Below are 18,027 nucleotides of genomic sequence, written 5' to 3' on the forward strand. Positions count from 1 at the left end.
ATAGAAATAATAGATATTCTCGAACCCAAAATCCCCACTTTAAAAGTGCCCAACCAATGATAAAAGACTTCTCTGTGCTATAATAGTACAAGACAGAAAGGAATAGGTAAAATATGGTAGCGCCTAAAGTTTCTATTATCGTACCCGTTTACAATACGGAACAATATATCGCGGAATGTATCCAATCCATTCTCCAACAAAGTTTGAAGGATATTGAATTGATTTTGGTCAATGATTGTTCAACAGACCGTTCTTTAGAGATTTTAAAAACGTATCAACAAGAAGATAGTCGTGTTACTGTGATTGACCTGCCTGAAAATGTGGGGGTCGGCGATGCTCGCAATAAAGGCATAGATATTTCTAGTGGTGAATTCGTTGCCTTTGTCGATTCAGACGACTTGGTCAAGGTAGATATGTTTGAAAAACTCTATCAGCAAGCCAAGAAAGATCAGGCTGATTTAGTATTGTGCGACACAGGTACTCTCTCATCTGATGGACGCGAAAAAACTGTTTGGCACAAGCCAATCTATGGGAAAGCAAGGCTGCAAGACATCTATCACAATACACAACCCACGGCTCGCATGGTCGCTCGAACACTGATTGACCAAACGAACTTTCGTTTTCTATCGGGTATGGGTGAAGGTATCTATTTCGAGTTGATGATTGCTGCTAACACTATCACAACGGTTCCCGAAAAACTCTATATTTACCGTTCGCGTCAAGGCTCGCTCAGTACCACTCCTAATCCTGATAACAACCGCAAGTCTATGGAAAATAGCCGCATTATGGGCCAACGTAATCCTGACTATGCTGATTATTTCACCTTCAAAATGATTGAAGATTTACTTCAAATGGTTGCTAATGCAGTCAAAATCGGTGACCAATCAGCCTATCAGGAGGCTGTTGCAGAGCTCGAAAAATTAAACTTTAAACAAAACCCATTTATTCCAACATTTTATAAAAGGGAATATAGCTGGCACCGCTATTATCTCAAAGTCTATTTACTCCCGGCAAATTATTATCTGGGACGAATGATTTCCTTGTTACTATTTAGATAGTCTGCTGATGTACAAAAGAGTTGAGCCAATGCTCAACTCTTTTTACAATCTAATTTTTCTAATCCTGAGAACCTTGTTCCCGACCATAATAATACTGGTAGGTATCTTTATGCTCTTTAGGAACATCGTTCATGACATAGCCAAGCAATTGTGCATCGACATTGTTTAGCAAGCGCAAACTCTTTTCCAATTCATTTTTCTGAACATAGCCATGACGTACCACCAATATCATGCCATCGACCTTTCGGGCCATAATCTGAGCATCCGTCACACTGTTGACAGGAGGCAAATCATAGATGACAAAATCAAAATAATTGTCTAACTGCTCCAACAACTGTATCATGTTGTTGGACAACAAGAGTTCTGCTGGATTTGGTGGGATGGTACCAGAGGTAAGGATATATACCCCTAAATCCTGAGGATAGTGCAGCAACTCTGTAAATCGTTGGTTAGGGTCAATAACTAAATCTGTTAAGCCGCGGAGATTTGGTAATTCAAAGGTTCTATGAACCGTCGGTTTTCGCAAATCTGCATCCACAATCAACACTTTCTTACCAGCAGCCGCCAAGCTATGAGCTAGATTGGCTGATACAGTTGATTTTCCTTCACCCGGTATCGAAGAAGTCACCCCGATGGAAGTAATCTTACCATTCAACTGGGCATATTGTAGGTTGGTCCGCAGAACACGAATTTGTTCAGCGTTTAAGCTGGTTGGTTGGGTCGCCGAATAGAGGGGCGAGCCTTGTAGTTGTTGTTTATTTAGTTCTCTTTGTCTTCTTTTTCTTCCAAAAAACATCAGCATACTCACTTTCTAAGATGCTATTTATTTAATTTATAATGGGCATTACTGATTTCACTAGCAGTCATATCATATAATTCCGTCAGTAATGTTAAGTTCTGCGCCTGAAGGTAGGCATCATTCTTCACTGTTCGATCAAATAGATTTCTAGAAATGATGAAGCCAAATGATAGGAAGATTCCTGCCAGAATACCCGTCACGACATTTTTGATAATACTAGGTGAAACTTTATTGGCATTGTAAGAAGCAGGTGAGAGGACGACCACCTTACCAAATCCTTCACTGTAAATATCTTGCAAGGTGTCACTAAAGACCGTTGTAATTTCCTCGAGTACAGCCTGGGCTTCCTGAGCATCATCCATACGCAAATTGACTACAAAGGCTTGAGAATCTTCTGTCTGAGTGAAGGTCAAGCGCTCTTTCAAGTAATAAGCCGGATATTTACCACCAAATGAATCTGCAACCTTACCCAAGACAGGCACACCAAAAAGAATATCTCGATAGGTCGGAATCATTTCAAGGTTTGTTCGGATTGAGTTAGCCGCACTGACATAAGCATTCTGATTGCCAACATCAATAGGATCCTGAGCAACCAGCAACTGAGCGCTAGATGCATACTGGGGAGCAACAACCAAACTAGCGTATAATCCCATAAATGCTCCCCCAATGAGAGAACAAATGGCAATGATCACGATATTTTTCTTAAAAAGTGCTATCAACTCAAAAATATCTATGAAATCATCTCTCTGTTTAATCATTAACTTGTTTACCTTTCATACGGTGAGATTTTTTCCAAACAACATTATATCAGAAAGTTTCTAAATGATGTATTTCTAGGACTGCTTTCTATTTGACAACGATCGAATAAGCTTCCAATTGCTTCAAGCTCGTGATTTTGTTGTCAGTATTTTCATCTACACCCTTCGCACTTAACTTATCCAATAAGATATTCAACGTACGCAATACCAGTTTGAGATCAAAATAGAAAGAATAGCGTTGAATGTACAATAAATCATACTTTAATTTACTATTGAAATCTGAATTATAGGTCCCGTAAATCTGAGCATAGCCTGTCAAGCCAGCTCTTACTCTATGCCGAAGATGATAATAGGGACTCTGTTTTTCATATTGTTCGACAAAGTGAGGACGCTCGGGTCTCGGACCAACGATAGACATATCCCCCCTTAAAATATTAAACAATTGTGGCAATTCATCCAGGCGAGTCGCTCTTAAAAATTGGCCCAAGCGTGTTACCCGACTATCATTAGATGTAGCAAGGACTGGTCCAGACTGACCTTCAGCATTATTGACCATAGAACGGAATTTTAAAACTTGAAACAGTCTGTCATTCATTGTGACACGCTGCTGGGTATAGAAGACCGGGCCTTTTGAATCCAACTTGATTGCTAGAGCGACTAAGAGCATGATAGGCCATGTCAGCATCAATAAGACTAATGAAATAAGAATATCAAACATTCTCTTAAAAAAATGTTCCACTTTTGTAAGCTGAAAAGTCTTAAACCCTAAGAAAATATCATCGCCGAATTGATAGATGGAAGACTGAATTTCCAGACCAGAACGGAAATATACAGCATTGTAAATCCCCTTATTCTCCCTTATCAGCATAGTGTAAATTACTTCTCGATCTCTTCCGACCTCACCAGCAAAATAAACTGCATCAATATCATCGAGATAGTTGCTGACATTTGTAGCAAAATCTGTCGTAAAGGCATGAGTGACAGTAAAAATCATATTTTCAAACTTCATCAGATTTACTACTGATTTGACTACTTCATCCTCATGTCCAATAACACATAATCGTTTACCACCAAAAATTTTCCGATAAATATATAAGGCCAGATAATTATATAAATGAGTACAGCTTGTGGCCAATAATAGAGCTAGTAATAAAGTAGGCCAATCTGGATACCTTATCAGGTGAAAGGCTGCTAAGATTGTCAGAATAACAAAGACAATCAGCTGAACTGAAGAGGTTACATAGGCCAGCGTTTTATAAGACTTGTTGTAAAAGTGATGATTACCAGCCATCAAAGCTACCAGAGACTGAATACCCCCGATATAAGCATATTCCAGTGTAGACAAGGACTTGTCACAAACAATGGCAAAACTAATCGAGAAAATGATTGCGCTAATTGTAAGATAGAAGATGTGAAATAATCTTCTATATTCCATATTATTCCCTTCTTTCTGTTTATGATATGGATTGTCAAAAGAGATTTTTAGTAAATACTGAATAAACTTAATTATCCAACGAAAAAACTACTTCTCTTAAAATTACCAAAGAAAAGTATATTTTTGTAATTTTATACATTTGTATTCCGAGCTGTATAGTAATTATTTTCCAGATAGAATCCTTTGATACATCAATTCATTTTATCATAAAATGATGAAATTATTACTAGTTATGCTTATTGAAAATATCCTGAAAACGTTTCATATCAGTCGTTTTTAATTAATACTCAACTAAATTCAAAAATAGCCAAGCTCCAATCTCTACGTGCAATTGATTTGAGTTGAGAAGGAGATAGGTTTTGAATAACCTCTTGAAGTTTATCAATAATCTCATTCAAGCTTCTAAATATCTTATTCTTGAAACCACGTTTGCGGATTTCGGCCCAGACTTACTCAATAGGGTTCATCTCTGATGTGTAAGGTGGAATAAAGGTAAATTCTATATTCTCAGGGATATTCAATGTCTGAGATTTATGCCAGATGGCATTGTCCATGACTAGAATAATGTAGTCATCTGGATAATCTTCTGACAATTGGTCTAGAAATTCATTCATCCAATCACTATTACAACCACCTGCTATGATAAAAAATGATTCTCCTGAGTGGGCGTCCACAGCACCATAACAATAGCGATATTCACGGTTATGTTGACTTGCGACACTAGGTCTATACCCTTTTGGAGCCCAAGATTTTCCTAGTTTACTAATAGGACCAAAACCCGCCTCATCCTGATACATAAGGCGGATTTTTTGATACGATTTCCCATTAATAAAGCGCTTACTCAACCTCTCCTCGCACAAAGATTTTATTTTTAGACGCTAAAATGGCTTCCGCGTCTGCTTTTTTAGGATGTTGGGGGCGTGAGGTGACTTTTGTTGCTTACTGCGTAAGCTTTATCTCCCACCTCAAAGAATCTCTTGATTCTTTGACCCAACCATGGCGTTTTAAGAGAGCGTATAATCCTTCTCGAGTTGTTTTCGACCAACTTTTGCCTGATAGGCTGCCAAAAGAGAATTAATCGTCACCAATTCTCCCTTAAGAGCAGAAGAAAGTTGCTCATTCAGGAATTGTTCTTCCTCTTCTTGTGTCATGTAGGCGCGACGACGTCCGCCACGATTGTCAGTAAGGAGTGCCTGTAAGCCTCCGTCAAGATAGCGATTCAAGAGGTTTCGAACTGTTTGATGGACAAAGCTCACTGATTTTGCGCTAGCTGTTAGGTTCTGGTTTTCTGAGTAAAGAATGAGAGCCTGAATTTTTCAGTGATGTGGAGCATTTGTCTTGTCTCTGAGGGCTTGTTTTAATTCGTGAACTTGAGTGGGGGTGAGTTTGTTTGTCATAATACCATAAAGCCGCTATTTTTGATTTTTGTTAAGTATAACTTATTCACCACTTCATTCTACCACAGTCTTCGATTATTTATAAACCTAAATTGTCAAATTAAGCTAGACAGAAAAAGCCATCTATGTTAGCTCAGATAAACTACCACATTTGTCTGAAAGAAACTAACATAAATGAACTATATCGAACTCGTAATGATAGAGGCTTACTACAAAGAATGTATAAAAGTTACAGACATCATGGTAGCTCTTGGAAGATCAAAGCAGACCGTCTATCATGTTATCAAGTTTCTCAAAGACGGACATTCTGCCTATGACTATTATGAACACTATAAGGCTAATAAGAAGCGCTGCGGTCGGAGGAAAACAAATCTTTCGCAAGTAGAAAAAGACTTTATTCAAACTCGTTTAGATCGAAGCTGGAGACTTGATATCATTAAAGGAACTTATCCAAATAGGATTTCTTGTTCTATGAGAACTCTCTATCGGCTAGCTGACCGTGGTGTTTTCAAGAAGGAAGACCTCCCTTGGAAAGGAAAACGAAAACTAGAAAGAGAATGGTAGATATGAACCGCACCCCAAAAGTTAGATTTTTCTCTCTAACTTTTGGGGTGCGGTTCAATCCAGTAGTAAGTCTTCAGTCTTATCCTCTACTTCCGATACATTTTAAATTGTAGGAAGAGGTCATTATAGAGACCGAGCATTTCCTTGCCCAGGTTGTCATAGACTTCCATCTCTTTCATGGTTTCCTCGGAAGGATAGAAAGCTTCGTCATTTTGAGTTTCTTCATCCAACATAGCCTTGGCTGCAGAAATCGGCGTTGAGTAGCCAACATATTCCGCATTGCGAAGGGCATTTTCAGGACGAAGCATGAAGCTCATAAAGGCATGGGCCCCGTCGATGTTCTTGGCTGTCTTTGGAATAACCATATTATCAAACCAGAGGTTAGAACCTTTTGACGGTACGACATAGTTCAGGTTTTCATTGCCATCCAGCATTTCACTGGCCTCACCTGAGAAACTGACAGCAATAGCCGCCGCATCCTGAATCATGTAACCCTTGATTTCATCAGCAACAATAGCTTTGACATTCGGAGTCAAGTTATAGAGATGTTCCGCAGCTTGGGCAATTTCAGCCTTATCCTGCGAATTGAGACTGTAGCCGAGAGATTGTAAACCAAAGCCCATGACCTCACGGACACCGTCAATCAGCATGATATTGTCACGATATTCCTCAGACCACAAATCCTCCCATTCCTGTGGCGGATTGTCAACCATGGTTTCATTGTAAACAATTCCCAGGGTTCCCCAGAAATAAGGAATGGAGTAATCATTGTTCTCATCAAAGCTGAGCCCCATAAATTGCGGGTCGATATTTTCTAATCCCTCAATTTTCGACTTATCCAACTTGATCAGCATATCTTCTTCAGCCATCTTAGAAATCATGTACTCAGACGGCACAGCCAAGTCATAGGTTGTCCCACCCTGCTGAATCTTTGTGTACATGGACTCGTTGGAATCAAAGGTCTGGTAATCAACCTGGATACCGGTTTCGGCGGTAAATTCGTCCAACAATTCTGGGTCGATATAATCACCCCAGTTATAGATGACCAATTTATCAGTGGTTCCTTGGGTAGAATCATCCTCTAGTTTGCTAGAAATTCCCCAAAGTACGAGAATGATAGCAAGAATACCAACAAAAAATGATGTCAATCGTTTCATTAGTTTGCCTCCTTCTCACGCGAAATAAAGTAATAACCTACGACAAGCACAATACTGAAGAGGAAGACCAGGGTGGACAGGGCATTGATTTCCAAAGAAATCCCCTGACGAGCCCGTGAGTAAATCTCAACAGACAGGTTTGAGTAGCCGTTTCCTGTGACAAAGAAGGTCACGGCAAAATCATCCAGCGAGTAGGTAAAGGCCATGAAGTAGCCTGCAATAATAGCTGGAGTCAAATAAGGCAGCATGATTTCTCGGAGCATTTGCGGTTGCGTTGCCCCCAAGTCATAGGCTGCGGAAATCATATCAGCATTCATTTCTTTGAGTCGTGGCAAGACCATGAGGACCACAATCGGAATCGAAAAGGCAATGTGGCTGAGTAAGACAGAGACAAAGCCCAGCTGGAAACCAATCATGGTAAAGAGAATCAAGAAACTCGCACCAATCATAACGTCCGGTGCTACCATGAGGATATTGTTGACCGATAAAAGGGCATTCTGAAACTTCTGCTTGGACTGGTAGATATAAATGGCACCGAAGGTCCCGATAATTGTCGCAATCAGCGAGCTGAGGAAGGCTAAAAAGAAGGTTTGAGCCAAAATCAGCATCAGGCGACTATCTCCCAGCATGGCTGAGAAATGCTCTAACGTAAAACCAGTAAAGCCATTCATATCCCCACCTTCATTGAAGGCATAGAAAATCAAATAGAAAATTGGCAGATACAAGACAAGGAAGGCAGTGGTTAGATAAATCTTTGCAAATTTTTTCATTTATTTCTTCCTTTCTTTCGTTAGCCACATAATGGCCAGCATGGCAAGAATCAAGACGACACCAATGGTGGAGCCCATGCCCCAGTTCTGGGTTGTCAAGAAATGCTGCTCAATGGCTGTACCCAGCGTAATCACACGGTTACCACCGATAAGGCGGGTCAACATAAACAAGCTCAAACTTGGGATAAAGACCGCCTGCACACCTGAACGAACACCATTCATGGACAGAGGAAAAATAACTTTTATAAAGGTCTGCCAAGGAGTTGCCCCCAAATCTCGACTAGCATTGATAAGATTAGGATCTAAATCATCCAAGGCATTGAAAATCGGCAAAATCATGAAAGGAATTTCAATATAGGCCGCAACAGTGATAAATGAAAAATCTGTAAAGAGAATTTGCTGGGCACCCAGGCCAATAAATTCCAAGAACTGATTGACCGAGCCATATTGACCAAAAATCCCGATAAAGGCATAGGCCTTTAGCAAGAGGTTGACCCAAGTCGGCAGGATAATCAACATGAGCCAGAGCTGCTTGTGCTTGAGCTTGGTCAAAAAATAGGCTGTTGGATAGGATACCAACAAAGTAACCAAGGTAATCAAACCTGCGTAAAAAATGGAGTTAAAACTCATCCGCAAGTAAGTATTATTTGGCGAGTTAAAGTAAGTTTGGTAGTTGGCTAGGGTAAAGTTGCCATGAATATCAAAGAAAGACTTAAAGACAATCAGGGCAACAGGCGCCAGTACAAAGAGGAAAACCCATAAAGCATAGGGGATGGCAAAGAGCTTAGAGGTTTTCTTCATTGCGTTCCTCCTCAATGGCATTGATCAAGCCATCTTCCACTTCTTCGACTTCTACATATTCCTCGATACGGGCATCAAATTCTTCTTCCGTTTCGTTGAGACGCATGATATGGATGTCTTCTGGTTCAAAGTCCAGACCGATGACCTCACCGACAATAGCCTTGCGCGTCGAGTGAATCATCCACTCATTGCCCAAATCATCATAGGCGATGATTTCGTAATGAACCCCACGGAAGAGCTGGGTATCCACCTTAACCTGCAACTTGCCTTCTTCAGGCAGGGTAATCCGCAAATCTTCCGGACGGATGACCACTTGTACCTCTTCATTTGGACGCATACCACCGTCCACAGCCTCAAAACGCTTGCCGTTGAACTCAACCAGGTAGTCCTCAAGCATGCGACCAGGCAGGATATTGGACTCCCCGATAAAGGTCGCTACAAAATGGTTGATTGGCTCATCATAAATGTCAACTGGTGTCCCTGATTGAACAATTTCACCATCATTCATGACGAAAATCCAGTCAGACATAGCCAGCGCCTCTTCTTGGTCGTGAGTAACAAAGACAAAGGTAATGCCCAGACGCTGCTGCAATTCACGCAATTCGTATTGCATCTCGGTCCGTAGTTTCAAGTCAAGAGCTGACAAAGGCTCATCTAGCAAGACAACGCGCGGTTGGTTGATGATTGCACGCGCAATGGCCACACGCTGACGTTGACCTCCAGACAATTTCTGGATGGCACGGTTCTCATAACCAGATAAACGAACCATCTGCAGAGCCTCTTTGACACGGCGGTCAATTTCAGCCTTATCAACCTTGCGTAATTTTAGTGGAAAAGCCACATTTTCAAAGACGGTCATATGCGGGAAAAGGGCATATGATTGAAAGACAGTATGGACATCCCGCTTGTTGGTCGGAACATCATTGATCCGCTGTCCATCCAGATAAATGTCACCAGACGTCGCATCCAGGAGACCTGCGATAATATTCAAAATCGTTGATTTACCGGAACCAGAAGCACCAAGCAAAGTGTAAAACTTGCCTTCTTCCAGTTCAAAACTAATGTTTTTCAAGACAGTTGTTCCACTGTCCTCGAAGACCTTAGAAACGTCTTTAAATTCAATAATTGGCTTTTTCAATTCTCATAAATTCCTTCTTTAGGTAAACTAACAGATTCCAGGCTCTGTTGGGCCTATACCACCTCGTGGGCAAGAAAACTGCTCGTCATACTACCTGCTACGATAAGCCTCACCCCTCAACTGTACCGATGATTACAAACTATCACCGATAATCCGAACCTCTCTCTCCAAGGTTACTCCTGAAAATTCTTTGACTGTTTCAATGACATGAGCAATCAAGTTTTCATAATCCTGAGCTGACCCATCTGCTACATTGACCATAAAGCCTGCATGCTTTTCCGAAACTTCCACACCGCCAATACGATGCCCCATGAGACCGGCCTCCATGATGAGCTGGCCAGCAAACATTCCTGGTGGACGCTTAAAGACAGATCCACAAGAAGGGTACTCCAGTGGTTGCTTAAGCTCGCGCAAATGTGTCAATCGGTCCATTTCATATTTGATAACCGGATGATTACCAGGCTTCAAAGCAAATTTGGCAGATAGGACAATTGCCCCATTTTCCTGCAGGATGGATGACCGATAACCAAAGCGCAAATCACGATTATCCAATGTTTCGACATAACCAGCAGGAGTTAAAATTTGTGCAGATACCAAGATATGGGCCACTTCACCACCATAAGCACCGGCATTCATATAAACAGCACCGCCGACACTACCAGGAATGCCGCAGGCAAATTCAAAGCCAGTCAAGGAATGAAAGAGGGCAACCTTGGTCGTCTCAATCAGGTTGGCACCTGCCTCAGCCTCAATCGTATAGCCAGAAACCGTCACTGAGTTGAGCTTATCCATCCTGATAACAAAGCCCCTGATGCCACCATCACGGACGATAATATTACTAGAATTTCCTAAAACCTGCCAGGGAATACCTTCACGATTGGCAAATTCTACGATGCGTACGATCTCATAGCGATTACGTGGAAAAGCCAGGTAGTCTACTGCACCCCCGACTTTTGTATACGTATATTCCTTTAAGGGCTCATCAAATCGAATATCGATTCCCTCAAGCTCCTGTCTAATCTTATCCTTCATTATCATTCTCATTTCAAAAATAGATATACGGTTCATATTATACCAAAAATTTAACTAGATTACGATTATTTTTGGACAATTGCATCAAAAACAAAAAATACAGTTCCCTCAAGAACCGTATTTTGTTTAGGATACCTTAATCCCGTCTTTATCTACCTGTAGGATATGCACACTGCCGTCCAATTCAAGCTTTTCTATGGCAAGTTTAATGGCCTCTTCCTTATCCTTAGAGGCTAGTACCATAACGGTTGGACCTGCTCCAGAAAGGTAGGTTGCATAAGCACCCAACTCCTGAGCTGTTTGCTTGATGGGGCAAAATTCCTTGACCAAGAGTTGGCGATGAGGCTCGTGGAACATATCTGATTGGATAAGTTGACCAGCTTTTTCCAAATCACCGGACATAAGACTGGCAATAGCGACGTTGGCAATACTGCTTGCTGCCACGGCCTTCTTATAGCCCATCTGCGATGGCAGAACTCCACGGCTTTCACTGGTCCGCAGAGGATAGTTAGGAATAAAAGCGATAAAGCTGGCCTCTGGGAAGTCCGTCACAACAGCATGGACTTTCTTATTGACATAGCTGGCAATAACTAGATTTCCATAAATAGCTGGCGCTACATTATCAGGATGACCTTCTATCTTAGTTGCCAATTGCAACTTTTCTTCCTGGCTTAGGTTCAATTGACCCAATAGATTGGCCAACTCAATCCCTGCTACAATGACAGAGCTGGACGAACCCAAGCCACGGGCCAAAGGAACATCGCTTGTCATTTTCAAGCGGTGAGGTGGCAGGTTTTTGGAAACTTTCAAAGCTGTCTTAATCAGCAGATTACTCTTATCAGATGGAACATGCTCTAGGTCATGCTCAATAAACCATTCATCTGCAGGCGCTAGAATTTCAATGGCCAGGTATTTTGAGAGGGCAACACCGACCGAGTCAAAACCCGGTCCTATATTGGCTGAAGTAGCTGGAACTGTAATTTTCATGCTTATTCTCCCAAGACCTTGAAAGTATTTAAGACAGTGAAGTCCTCAGCCTGGGCAAGCTTTTCAGTCACATTTTCTAGCTGGGTCTTGCTCATCTCATGGGTCACGATAACCATACGAGCTGTCTCACCGTTTGCCTCCTTCTGCAGAATTTGCTTGAAGGAGATTTCTTCAGAGTTGAAAATTTCTGCCAAACGGAGCATTTTTCCGTTCTGGTCAGATGCTACGATAGAGAAATAATATTCGCTCATCACATCAGACGGAGCTGCCAACTGGAGCGGACGGCTATACTCATTAAATGCTTTGCCAATCGTACCGTCTTTCAGACGACGAACAATGCGAATCAGGTCGGCAGTCACGCTAGTAGCTGTTGGTTTTTGTCCAGCACCTGGTCCGTAGTACATAGACTGGCCGATACCAATGGACTCGACAAAGACCGCATTCATAACGCCATTGACACTAGCAAGCGGGTGATTTTTTGGCAGGAAGGTTGGTGACACTTCTGCTGCAATTCCAGAAGCTGTTTCACGAATATCCCCTACCAACTTGATGACATAGCCAAGCTCTTGTGCTACTGCTACATCTTCAGGTGTGATATTGGAAATTCCCTTGTGGGCAACGTGGTCAAAATCAACAGTCATACCAAAGGCAAATTGGCTGAGGATAACGGCCTTATAGGCTGCATCAATTCCTTCAACGTCGTTGGTCGGATCTGACTCTGCGTAACCTAGTTCCTGGGCTGTCTGCAGGGCTGTTTCGTAAGTCCATCCTTCGTCTAGCATCTTGGTCAGCATGAAGTTAGATGTCCCATTCAAGACACCCAAAACACGGGTAATATTATCCGCAGCAAGAGAATTGACTAAGGTACGCAAGACTGGGATACCGCCTGCAACCGCTGCTTCGTAGTAAAGGGCCAGTCCTTTTTCCTGAGCCAGAGTACGCAATTCACTGCCATGCACAGCCAACAGGTCTTTGTTAGCTGTCACGATATGCTTGCCTGCCTCCAAAGCGCGTGTGATGAAAGTTTTTGCTGGCTCGATACGTCCCATAAGCTCAACGACAATAGCAATGTCGTCGTCTGCCAAAATCTCGTCAATGTTGGTCACGAAATCATAGTCATGGCCTGCAGCCAATAAACGCTCTTTTTCCGCATCGTCCTTTACAAGAACCTTTGAAATCTCTATGCTGTCTTGGGCTGCCAATTCAATCTTTTCCTTATTTTCTGTCAGAAGGAATGGCACACCACTCGCTACCGTACCAAACCCCAATAATCCAATCTTAACTACCATATTATCTCCTTAAAACTATTTTTCCTATTATACCAAATATTCTGACTATTTGGCAAAAATTTTGGTATAATTAAAGTAGTAAGAAGAATTACATATATTGAGGTAGTGAATATGGCGAAGAGAAAGCATGGGCGGCACAAGCATCAAAAAGTGAAAAGATTTCCAGTAATATTTACTCTGCTGAGTGTTTTGCTGATTGGAACCCTTGTTTTTTGCCTCGTCTACTTCTATCAAGACCCAGGATCCAGAACAGACTTGGTCCAGCAAACTCCAGAAACCCCTAAAAAAGAGATTGATACAACTCCTTCACAGAAAACTGGTCCTGAAGAAGTAACTTGGGTTAAGCAAGAAAGTCCGGTCCGTCTGCCCATTCTGATGTACCATGCTATCCATGTCATGGCTCCTGAAGAGGCTGCCAACGCCAATTTAATTGTGGATCCTTCTACGTTTGAAAGTCATCTCAAGGCCCTCCAGGAAGCTGGCTATTACACCCTTTCACCTGAAGAAGCTCTGCGGGTTCTCAGGGACAATGAAGTTCCTGACGGCAAGAAAGTCGTCTGGCTAACTTTCGATGATAGCCTCTGGGATTTCCATAGCCATGCCTATCCTTTGCTTAAGCAGTACCAGATGAAGGCTACCAACTTTGTTATCACTGGTTTTACGGAAAATGGCACAGCGGGCTACCTGACTGTCGATCAGATGCTGGAGATGAAAGAGCACAAAATGTCTTTCCAAGGTCATACGGTCAATCATCCCGACCTGGCACAAAGCAGCCTTGAAAGCCAATCCATTGAGCTTTCCTACTCCAAACAATTCCTAAACCAGCAACTTAGTCAGGAAACCATTGCTCTAGCCTATCCTGCTGGTCGCTATTCAGCCGATACCCTGGCTTTGGCAGAAAATACCGGCTACCAATTGGGATTGACCACCAACCATGACCTAGCAACTGTTGATAACGGAATGCTTAGTTTAAATCGTCTGAGGGTATTGCCAACGACCACTGCCGACATCTTGCTAGAGATGATTCAAGCCGACTGACATAGAGATACAAGAAAAGATGACCTCATACGAAATCATCTTTTTCTTTTTATATTCCCTTGGACTGCAACAGCTGCGCATCAAAGTCTGTTGCTGGGCGCCAACCCTTGGCTAATAAGTCTCTGATATGGAGTTTATTATAGAATGCCGCCATGACAATATTGACGATAAAGACAAGATAGCCCTTTTCTATTGAGTAGGCGTAGTTACCAAGAGCTGCATTGGCCAGTAGCATAATAGCCGCCCATTTCCAATCCCGTCTAAAGACGGCAACCCACATGGTAAAAAACAGGGTCGTCCAAGAAAAACCAAGGGGAGCCTGTTTAAATTGCCCCCGATGATTGGTCAGATTTACTTTCATTTCTATCTCCTCTTCTAATGCATAATCCTATTATACACTAAATAGCCTGGGTCATGAAACTTCTGCTTTCCAAGACTTTGACCATAGCCGCAGCTGTATCAATGGCTGTAAAGAGTGGGATACCACCTTCAATGGCTGAGCTACGAATGACTTGACCATCCGAGTCTGCCACACGCTTTTTACCAACTGTATTGACAATGGCTTGAATTTTTCCAGCTCGAACCAGACTTGGAATATCGAAACCACCTACATCACCAACTTTATTGACCAAGGTAACAGGAAGTTGGTGGTCCGTCAGATAGGCTGCCGTTCCGCTAGTCGCAAAAATGCCATACCCCAAATCGTGGAAACGACGCGCCAGCTCCAAGGTTTCTTCCTTATCTTCATCCGCAATGGTAAAGACGACATTGCCAAATTCTTCCAAGTGCTGGTAGCTAGCTTCAAATGCCTTGTAAAGTGCTTTTTCAAGCGTCACATCTGAACCCATGATTTCGCCCGTTGACTTCATTTCAGGTCCCAAAAGACTGTCAACCTTCGCCAATTTTGTGAATGAGAAGACTGGAGCTTTGACGTGGACCTGCTTGCTTTCTGGATAGAGACCGTCTGCATAACCAAGTTCTGCCAAGGATTGACCCAAAATCAATTTGGTCGCGACTTGAGCCATCGGAATGTCTGTCACTTTTGACAGGAAGGGAACGGTTCGGCTGGCACGTGGATTGACCTCAATGACATAGACCTTTTCGTCCTTGATAACAAACTGAATGTTCATCATACCGATACAGTTGAGACCAATAGCCAATCGCTTGGTGTAATCAGCAATGGTTGCTTGTACCGCTGGCGACAGGGTTTGAGGTGGGTAAACTGCCATCGAGTCACCCGAATGGACACCTGCCCGCTCGATGTGTTCCATAATTCCCGGAATGAGAACATCCTTGCCATCAGAAATCGCATCTACTTCACACTCTTGACCAACGATATAACTGTCAACGAGAACAGGGTGCTCAGGACTAGCCTTGACCGCCGTCCGCATGTAGGAACGTAGGTCATTTTCATTTTCAACAATCTCCATGGCACGCCCACCCAAGACATAAGATGGACGGACAAGGACTGGAAAACCAATTTTGCGGGCCGCTTCAAGAGCCTCTTCTTCATTGGTTGCGGTTTGACCTGGTGGCTGCGGGATGTCCAAGTCTTTCAGAGCTTTTTCAAACAAATCGCGGTCCTCAGCCCGGTCTAAATCTGCTACCTGAGTTCCCAATATCGGAATACCAGCCTTGGCAAGCGGTTCAGCCAAATTGATGGCTGTCTGCCCACCGAATTGCACAATGACACCTTTGGGCTGCTCCAAATCAATCACATTGAGTACATCTTCCAAGGTCAAAGGTTCAAAATAGAGCTTGTCCGAAACCGAGAAATCTGTCGAAACAGTTTCAGGGTTGGAGTTCATGATAATAGCCTCGTAACCTGCTGCCTGAATGGCTTTGACAGAGTGAACCGTCGCATAGTCAAATTCAACCCCTTGACCGATGCGGATTGGCCCAGAACCTAACACAAGGACCGATTCCTTGTCTGATTTGATGGATTCATTTTCCCAAGCATAGGTTGAATAGAAATAAGGCGTCGCGCTCTCAAATTCTGCTGCACAGGTATCCACCATTTTGTAAACTGGGACAATGCCATTTTCAGTCCGGAGCTGGCGAATGTAGCATTCCGTTCGCCCCCACAGCTCTGCTATTTTACGATCTGCAAAGCCGTATTTTTTCGCTTTTTTGAGGACATCTAAGTTATCAAAATGAGTCGCCAATTCCTGCTCAAGCTCTATAATATGCAACAACTTATCAAGGAAGAACAGGTCAATCTTGGTTAATTGGGCTAGTTCCTCAATCGTATAGCCACGACGAATGGCCTCAGAAAGGTAAAAGAGTCGGTCGTCCTGCGCTTTGACAATCTTTTCCACTAAGTGATCGTCCGGCACTTGGCTGAGTTCTGTCATTTCATTGTGATAAACACCGATTTCCAAGGAACGGCAGGCTTTCAAAAGGCTTTCTTCAATGTTCCGTCCGATGGCCATGACTTCCCCTGTCGCCTTCATCTGTGTTCCCAGACGGCGCTCCCCTTTTTCAAATTTATCAAATGGGAAACGGGGGATTTTAGCAACTACGTAGTCCAAAGCAGGCTCAAACATGGCATAGGTTGTCCCAGTTACTGGGTTAATCATTTCATCCAAGGTCAAACCAACCGCAATTTTTGCCGCTAATTTGGCAATAGGATAGCCAGTTGCTTTTGAAGCCAAGGCTGACGAGCGTGACACGCGCGGATTAACTTCGATGACATAGTATTTGAAACTATGGGGATCCAAGGCCAACTGGACATTACAGCCACCTTCGATTTTCAAGGCGCGAATAATGCTGAGGCTGGCATCGCGGAGCATCTGGTTTTCAATGTCTGACAGGGTTTGAGTCGGCGCAAATACGATAGAATCTCCTGTATGAATTCCCACAGGGTCAAAGTTTTCCATGTTACATACGACCAAGGCATTGTCTGCCGCATCGCGCATCACTTCGTACTCGATTTCCTTGAAACCTGCAATTGAGCGCTCAATCAAACATTGAGTTACTGGCGACAATTTCAAGCCATTTCCTGCGATTTCGCGGAGTTCTTCCTCGTTGGCACACATACCGCCGCCTGTACCGCCCAGCGTGAAGGCCGGACGCACAATAACAGGGTAGCCGATAGAATTGGCAAAGTTCAACGCCTCATCAACGGTCGTCACAATTTCAGACTCAGGAATGGGCTGATTGAGATCCTCCATCAATTGTTTGAACAAATCGCGGTCCTCAGCTTGGTCAATGGCCGACAATTTTGTTCCCAAGAGCTCAACACCCAGCTCTTCCAAAATTCCAGCCTTGGACAATTCCATAGCCATGTTGAGACCTGTTTGTCCACCAAGGGTTGGCAAGAGAGCATCAGGACGCTCTTTTCGCAAAATACGACTGACAAATTCCAGCGTAATCGGCTCGATATACACCTTATCCGCAATTTCCTTGTCGGTCATAATTGTTGCGGGGTTAGAATTGACCAGTACAACGCTGTAGCCTTCTTCTTTCAAGGCCAAACACGCCTGCGTCCCCGCATAATCAAACTCCGCAGCCTGACCAATAATAATCGGACCAGATCCAATCACCATAATTTTTTTAATATCGTTTCTTTTTGGCATAATGTATGATACAAAGCCCGTTAAGAGGACAAAGCGAAAATAGGAAACGCGCCGCTGATGCTTCAAGCAGCCAAACGACGTTTATCTTTTACACACAGTCCTTAGAGCATGTTCGAATTTTAAAATCAAATCGTACTCGAACCTGTATCTTCTCCTTTCTATTTGTCAACTCACAGGTTGACATTAAATAAGATCAGTCCGACGTTAGGAAAGTCAATTCGATACT

At 42.9% G+C, this 18,027-nt stretch carries 14 protein-coding genes and 2 pseudogenes; 3 read left to right on the forward strand and 13 right to left on the reverse strand.

Annotated features, from left to right (window positions below; genetic code table 11):
• Positions 1–113: 113 nt before the first annotated feature.
• Positions 114–1,058 (forward strand): glycosyltransferase family 2 protein, encoded by a 945-nt coding sequence (locus ACVC7T_RS03455; protein ID WP_105110151.1) that lies wholly within the window; start codon positions 114–116, stop codon positions 1,056–1,058.
• A 58-nt stretch (positions 1,059–1,116) separates the two neighbouring features.
• On the opposite strand, the gene ACVC7T_RS03460 is transcribed toward ACVC7T_RS03455, so the two are convergent.
• The 4 genes and pseudogenes from ACVC7T_RS03460 to ACVC7T_RS03475 all read right to left on the reverse strand — a co-directional run bounded on the left by ACVC7T_RS03460 (position 1,117) and on the right by ACVC7T_RS03475 (position 5,447).
• Positions 1,117–1,860, reverse strand: coding sequence for a CpsD/CapB family tyrosine-protein kinase (locus ACVC7T_RS03460; protein ID WP_447262469.1), 744 nt, complete (start codon positions 1,858–1,860; stop codon positions 1,117–1,119).
• A gap of 17 nt (positions 1,861–1,877) precedes the next feature.
• The gene (locus ACVC7T_RS03465) at positions 1,878–2,615 is read right to left on the reverse strand and encodes a Wzz/FepE/Etk N-terminal domain-containing protein (protein WP_105160899.1); all 738 of its coding nucleotides are present in this window, start codon (positions 2,613–2,615) and stop codon (positions 1,878–1,880) included.
• Positions 2,616–2,703: 88 nt separating this feature from the next.
• Entirely contained in the window at positions 2,704–4,050 is a 1,347-nt protein-coding gene (locus ACVC7T_RS03470) for a sugar transferase (protein ID WP_447262470.1), read from the reverse strand.
• A 287-nt stretch (positions 4,051–4,337) separates the two neighbouring features.
• Positions 4,338–5,447 (reverse strand): annotated as a pseudogene (locus ACVC7T_RS03475) (IS630 family transposase).
• Between the two features lie 174 nt (positions 5,448–5,621).
• Between ACVC7T_RS03475 and ACVC7T_RS03480 the strand changes: the two are divergent.
• Positions 5,622–5,993, forward strand: a pseudogene (locus ACVC7T_RS03480) (IS30 family transposase); the annotation flags it as partial.
• A 104-nt stretch (positions 5,994–6,097) separates the two neighbouring features.
• Here ACVC7T_RS03480 and ACVC7T_RS03485 read toward each other — a convergent pair.
• From ACVC7T_RS03485 to ACVC7T_RS03515, 7 genes are all read right to left on the reverse strand, one after another.
• The gene (locus ACVC7T_RS03485; RefSeq protein WP_447262471.1) at positions 6,098–7,168 is read right to left on the reverse strand and encodes an ABC transporter substrate-binding protein; all 1,071 of its coding nucleotides are present in this window, start codon (positions 7,166–7,168) and stop codon (positions 6,098–6,100) included.
• Entirely contained in the window at positions 7,168–7,938 is a 771-nt protein-coding gene (locus ACVC7T_RS03490) for an ABC transporter permease subunit (RefSeq protein ID WP_172059287.1), read from the reverse strand. The genes ACVC7T_RS03485 and ACVC7T_RS03490 overlap by 1 nt, the downstream gene beginning before the upstream one ends.
• Positions 7,939–8,739: an ABC transporter permease gene (locus ACVC7T_RS03495; protein ID WP_447262472.1), complete on the reverse strand. Its 801-nt coding sequence runs from the start codon at positions 8,737–8,739 to the stop codon at positions 7,939–7,941.
• The gene (locus ACVC7T_RS03500) at positions 8,723–9,877 is read right to left on the reverse strand and encodes an ABC transporter ATP-binding protein (RefSeq protein ID WP_105137431.1); all 1,155 of its coding nucleotides are present in this window, start codon (positions 9,875–9,877) and stop codon (positions 8,723–8,725) included. The genes ACVC7T_RS03495 and ACVC7T_RS03500 overlap by 17 nt, the downstream gene beginning before the upstream one ends.
• 132 nt (positions 9,878–10,009) lie before the next feature.
• Positions 10,010–10,909: a UDP-N-acetylmuramate dehydrogenase gene (murB, locus tag ACVC7T_RS03505; protein WP_105110143.1), complete on the reverse strand. Its 900-nt coding sequence runs from the start codon at positions 10,907–10,909 to the stop codon at positions 10,010–10,012.
• 126 nt (positions 10,910–11,035) lie between these two features.
• Positions 11,036–11,896: a homoserine kinase gene (gene thrB / locus ACVC7T_RS03510; protein ID WP_394731457.1), complete on the reverse strand. Its 861-nt coding sequence runs from the start codon at positions 11,894–11,896 to the stop codon at positions 11,036–11,038.
• A gap of 2 nt (positions 11,897–11,898) precedes the next feature.
• Positions 11,899–13,185, reverse strand: coding sequence for a homoserine dehydrogenase (locus tag ACVC7T_RS03515; protein WP_394731458.1), 1,287 nt, complete (start codon positions 13,183–13,185; stop codon positions 11,899–11,901).
• Positions 13,186–13,296: 111 nt separating this feature from the next.
• Between ACVC7T_RS03515 and ACVC7T_RS03520 the strand changes: the two genes are divergently transcribed.
• Entirely contained in the window at positions 13,297–14,223 is a 927-nt protein-coding gene (locus ACVC7T_RS03520) for a polysaccharide deacetylase family protein (protein WP_105160892.1), read from the forward strand.
• Between the two features lie 49 nt (positions 14,224–14,272).
• Here the strand turns inward: ACVC7T_RS03520 and ACVC7T_RS03525 are convergent, their stop codons facing one another.
• Complete coding sequence (locus ACVC7T_RS03525) at positions 14,273–14,584, reverse strand: hypothetical protein (protein ID WP_105110139.1); 312 nt, start codon at positions 14,582–14,584, stop codon at positions 14,273–14,275.
• Positions 14,585–14,621: 37 nt separating this feature from the next.
• Positions 14,622–17,801 carry a carbamoyl-phosphate synthase large subunit gene (gene carB / locus ACVC7T_RS03530; protein WP_105110189.1) on the reverse strand — a complete coding sequence of 1,060 codons (3,180 nt, stop codon included), beginning with the start codon at positions 17,799–17,801 and terminating at the stop codon, positions 14,622–14,624.
• Positions 17,802–18,027: the final 226 nt, after the last annotated feature.

It is taken from the genome of Streptococcus sp. P25B114, from assembly GCF_053010325.1.

Coding starts and splice junctions, on each gene's coding strand:
- ACVC7T_RS03465 (WP_105160899.1), bottom strand. CDS start 2,615: ATGATTAAACAGAGAGATGATTTCATAGATATTTTTGAGTTGATAGCA.
- ACVC7T_RS03485 (WP_447262471.1), bottom strand. CDS start 7,168: ATGAAACGATTGACATCATTTTTTGTTGGTATTCTTGCTATCATTCTC.
- murB (WP_105110143.1), bottom strand. CDS start 10,909: ATGAAGGATAAGATTAGACAGGAGCTTGAGGGAATCGATATTCGATTT.
- ACVC7T_RS03525 (WP_105110139.1), bottom strand. CDS start 14,584: ATGAAAGTAAATCTGACCAATCATCGGGGGCAATTTAAACAGGCTCCC.
- ACVC7T_RS03520 (WP_105160892.1), top strand. CDS start 13,297: ATGGCGAAGAGAAAGCATGGGCGGCACAAGCATCAAAAAGTGAAAAGA.
- ACVC7T_RS03470 (WP_447262470.1), bottom strand. CDS start 4,050: ATGGAATATAGAAGATTATTTCACATCTTCTATCTTACAATTAGCGCA.
- carB (WP_105110189.1), bottom strand. CDS start 17,801: ATGCCAAAAAGAAACGATATTAAAAAAATTATGGTGATTGGATCTGGT.
- ACVC7T_RS03515 (WP_394731458.1), bottom strand. CDS start 13,185: ATGGTAGTTAAGATTGGATTATTGGGGTTTGGTACGGTAGCGAGTGGT.
- ACVC7T_RS03490 (WP_172059287.1), bottom strand. CDS start 7,938: ATGAAAAAATTTGCAAAGATTTATCTAACCACTGCCTTCCTTGTCTTG.
- ACVC7T_RS03460 (WP_447262469.1), bottom strand. CDS start 1,860: ATGCTGATGTTTTTTGGAAGAAAAAGAAGACAAAGAGAACTAAATAAA.
- ACVC7T_RS03495 (WP_447262472.1), bottom strand. CDS start 8,739: ATGAAGAAAACCTCTAAGCTCTTTGCCATCCCCTATGCTTTATGGGTT.
- ACVC7T_RS03455 (WP_105110151.1), top strand. CDS start 114: ATGGTAGCGCCTAAAGTTTCTATTATCGTACCCGTTTACAATACGGAA.
- thrB (WP_394731457.1), bottom strand. CDS start 11,896: ATGAAAATTACAGTTCCAGCTACTTCAGCCAATATAGGACCGGGTTTT.